The 1,451-nt window shown below is 51.7% G+C and carries 1 protein-coding gene; it reads left to right on the top strand.

Annotated elements, in window-relative coordinates; all coding sequences use genetic code 11:
- The first annotated feature begins 79 nt into the window (after nucleotides 1–79).
- A complete protein-coding gene (locus tag HC757_RS18825; protein WP_169565977.1) occupies nucleotides 80–1,123 on the top strand; it encodes an IS110 family RNA-guided transposase in 1,044 nt (347 codons plus the stop codon).
- Nucleotides 1,124–1,451: the final 328 nt, after the last annotated feature.

Raw genomic sequence — 1,451 nt, 5'->3', positions numbered from 1 at the left:
TGATGAGATGGTCACCTCGGTCTCGGCATCGCAATGTGCCATGATTTAGGTGCAAAAAATCTGACTCGAGGTGACCGTTATGAACTATAAACTCATCAGCATCGATCTGGCAAAAACTGTCTTCCAGGTAGCTGCCTTCAACGGCGACAACAGCATTGCCTTTAACCGAAAAGTGAGCCGGCCGGCCCTACTCGATACGTTGCGGCAATGCAGCCCAACCATGGTGGTGATGGAATCCTGTTACAGCGCCAACTACTGGGGCCGGGCGATTCAACAACTCGGCCATGACGTCCACCTGATCCCCACCAGAATGGTAAAAGCCATGCTGGTCGGCAATAAGAATGATGCCAACGATGCCGTCGCCATAGGTGAAACTGCGGGCCGTCCCAAGGTGAGTCTGCTGCGTCCCAAGACGGTCGAGCAACAAGATATTCAATCCCTGCTGCGCATTCGGGAACGTTTGGTTGATAACCGCACCGCCAACTGCAATCAGCTGCGCGGTTTCCTGGCTGAATATGGGGTGATTGTCGCCAAAACCCGGCGTCAGTTGATGATGGCTATCCCCCTTATCCTCGAGAATGCCGACAATGCCCTCTCGACGACGGCGCGCAGCTTTATTCAGCGTCTTTACGAATTCCAGTTGGTCTTGGATGAGCAAATCGAGCAAGTTGTACTGGAGATACAGTCCCTCGCCAAGGCCATGCCGATATATCCGCTGTTGCTCACGCTACCCGGCGTTGGACCTGTCGTGGCCGCAACAATATTAGCCAGTATCAACGACATCAGTGATTTTAAAAATGGCCGACAGCTGGCGGCTTGGCTGGGATTGACGCCATCACAATACAGCAGTGGCAATACGAATCGGCTGGGCAAGATAACCAAGCGCGGCAATCAGACGCTAAGGCGACTGCTCATCCACGGCGCGCGTACCGTGCTGGCCTGGTGTGACAAGAAAGATGACCCTTTAAGCCTGTGGCTACAGCAGCTGAAACAGCGCAGCCATATCTGTAAAGTCACGGTGGCACTGGCAAACAAGCTGGCGCGCATGGTGTGGGCGGTGATGAGCCGGCAACAAGCCTTCGATATACAAAAAGTCTGTAAGGTCTCGGCGTTGGCAGCATAACAGATTGATTTTTTTTAACGTTTCACAACAGCGCTTTGCAACAAAAACCAGTAACAGCACAACAGCGGTAATGGTATTAATGAGTTAAACGGTTTGTCTTACTCAAAACCTGTACGGGACAGTGGCCTTCGAGGTCATATGGCTGCCAAGGAGGGTAAGACGTCAATTTGGATCTCATTAGGGCGCAACTGACGCCGGATATATGTCGCAAGACCGCCAACCATTAACAACCACGCCCTATTGTGAAAGGTGAACTATCGAACGACGCAAACGGATTTGGACAAGAAATGGACATTAACCTTGCTAAACCCAAGGTGACCATATATGT

This window comes from Shewanella salipaludis (genome assembly GCF_012911865.1).
Classification (GTDB): domain Bacteria; phylum Pseudomonadota; class Gammaproteobacteria; order Enterobacterales; family Shewanellaceae; genus Shewanella; species Shewanella salipaludis.
Note: the sequence above shows the minus strand (reverse complement) of the source record. Positions and strands in the feature narration are given on the sequence as shown.

Excerpts from the sequence above, each read along its gene's own strand:
- HC757_RS18825 (WP_169565977.1), top strand. The coding sequence starts at position 80 with ATGAACTATAAACTCATCAGCATCGATCTGGCAAAAACTGTCTTCCAG.